Source organism: Actinomycetospora sp. (genome assembly GCF_055612215.1).
On the sequence record NZ_JBVPVA010000949.1, the window covers coordinates 1 to 2,308 of the forward strand.

The following is a 2,308-nucleotide window of genomic DNA, read 5'->3' on the forward strand; positions in this document are numbered from 1 at the left end:
TCCAGCCCGAAGCGGTCGCAGCCCAGGATCGCGCCGCGGTCGGCCAGGGCGCGCAGGTAGTCCAGGTCGTTCGAGTCGCCCGCGTGGCCGACGACGACCTTGGTCAGGTCGACCCCCTCGGCCTCGTAGAAGTCCAGGGCCTGCCGCCCGGTCTCGTGCGCGCTGTTGGTGTGCAGGGTGATCGGCACCCCGGTCTCGCGGTGCGTCGCCGCGAGCGCCCGGTGGATCCGCTGCTGGTCGGGGGTGAGGCCCTTCTCCTCGACCACGCCCTTGAGGAAGGCGGCCTTCACGTCCGTGCCGCCGATGCCCTCGCGGATGTCGCGCAGGAACATCCGGGTCAGCGGCTCCTCGCCGCCGAGGAGCGTCCCGGGGCCCCGGTTCTGCAGCGACCGGGGCAGCTCGTCGAACGTGTAGAGGCCGGTGGCGGCGACGATGTTGATGTCGACCTCGGCGTTCACGCGGGCGACGCGCGGGACGTACCGGCCCAGCCCGACGACCGTCGGGTCGACGATGGTCCGGACGCCCAGCGCGCGCAGCCGGGTCAGCTTGTCGACCGCGTCGGCGACCCGCAGCTCCTCGTCCCAGTACTCGTGGCCGTAGTTGGCCAGGAGGTCGGGGGTGAGCACGAAGACGTGCTCGTGCATGAGCGTCGTCCCGAGGTCCGCCGCATCGACCGGGCCCCGCACCGTCTCGACCATCGCCCGCCTCCCGCTCCCGTGGTGACCGCACTGTAGGAGCGGCCCCGCCGGCCGGCTCAGCGGTGGCGGCGGGCCAGGGTGAGGAGGCGGCGCAGCCGGCCGGCGAGGGCGTCCTTCGACAGCGGCGGGTCGGCGCGCACGCCGAGGTCGGCCAGACCGAGGTCGGGGTGCGCCAGGCGCAGGCGCCCGGCGTCGGCGAGGGCGTCCGGGACCTCGACCCCGGCCCGCGCCAGCGTCGCGAAGGCCTCGGACACCGCGGTGCCCGCCCGCGAGGCGGCGACGGTGGCCCGGGCGTCGTTGGCGGAGCCCGACGTCGGGTCCCCGGTCGGTTCGTCGAGGCCGGCGGCGGCCGCGGCGGCCCGCCCGCCGCAGGTCGTGAGCAGCAGCGCGACCTCGTCCGGGTCGTCCACAACGACGCGGGCGGTCCCCTCCGCGCGGTGGGTGCCGGCGCGGACGCCGAGACGCAGGCCGAGCTCGGCGAGCGCGAGGGCCGGCCCGGGGGCCGGGCAGTCCACGACGACGGAGGCGGTGCCACCGTGGTGCTCCACGTGGCCCCGCGCGAGGAGGGCGCCGCGCCAGGTCGCGACCGCCCCGGGCAGTGAGCCGCCGGTGAGCCAGCCCGGTGGCTGCGCGAGCGACCGGCCGCGGGCGTCGACGAGGCCCAGCCGCGTCGCGAGGAGGTCGGAGCCCGCCGGCGGGTCCTGCGGGTCGGGCACCTCCACGCGCCACGCGCCGCGCTCGGCGTCGCCGTGGACGACGCCGTCGCTCGCGCCGATCCGGGTCAGCAGCGACACCAGCCGGACGGCGGCCTCGGGAGAATCGAGCTCCGCGGCCAGCCGGTCGTCCGGGCCCGGGGTGCGGGCCCACCGCACGATCGCGGCGGCCTCGGCGCCGGCGTCCCGGTCGCGGGCGGGCGGGGCGACCCGGGCGAGCGCCGCGACGACGCCACGGGTGCTCTCGGACCGCGGCGGTCCAGCGGGCGACGCGGGCCGGTGTCGGACGGTCCCCATCGCACCTCCCGCGTCGTGCCTGTCGAACGCCTGCCCGGACGGCCGCGGCAGCCTCACACACGGGTAACGACGACGACCGAGGGGGCCCGGCTCGACGCGGAGCGGCACGGATTCGCCCGAAGGAGGTCGGCGGGCCTCCGTCGGCGACCCGTCGGGGTGACGGGCGGCTCCGCCGCGCGACGGGGTTGGGCCAGGGGGGCGGTGGGCCGCGGCCGGCGGCCGTCGCCCGGCCCGGGGCCGTGATCACGCCCCGCTGGACGACCACCCGTACGGGTGATCACCCCTCCGCGCCGCAGCGGGACCGTAATCCGGGGCGGAACCCCTGCCCAGGGCTACAACTCCCTCGACGAGGTCTTGGGAAGGGAGCCGGCCGATGACGATCACGTCGATCTTCGACGACCTCACCGCGGACGGCCACGCCGACGAGGCGCCTGCCCGCCGGACCGCCGGCGGCGGCATCGTCGTCACCGCCGGTCGCCGTCCCTCGCCGGTGCCGCGCCCCGACCCGGCCCACGCCACCGCGTTCGGCCGGGGCTGCCTGGACCCCGACGACCCCGGCGTCCCCACCGACCCCGACGACCCGCACGGCACCGGCCCCGC

The 2,308-nt window shown here is 77.8% G+C and carries 3 protein-coding genes; 1 reads left to right on the plus strand and 2 read right to left on the minus strand.

What is annotated here, in order from left to right; genetic code table 11:
* Positions 1-698: phosphotriesterase family protein (locus AC0CYZ_RS25840; protein ID WP_472220676.1), on the minus strand; the 698-nt coding region annotated here is incomplete at its 3' end.
* Positions 699-754: 56 nt separating this feature from the next.
* Entirely contained in the window at positions 755-1,708 is a 954-nt protein-coding gene (locus AC0CYZ_RS25845) for a helix-turn-helix domain-containing protein (RefSeq protein ID WP_472220678.1), read from the minus strand.
* 373 nt (positions 1,709-2,081) lie between these two features.
* On the opposite strand from AC0CYZ_RS25845, the gene AC0CYZ_RS25850 reads away from it, so the two are divergent.
* The coding region (locus AC0CYZ_RS25850; protein WP_472220680.1) for a hypothetical protein at positions 2,082-2,308 on the plus strand (227 nt) is incomplete at its 3' end.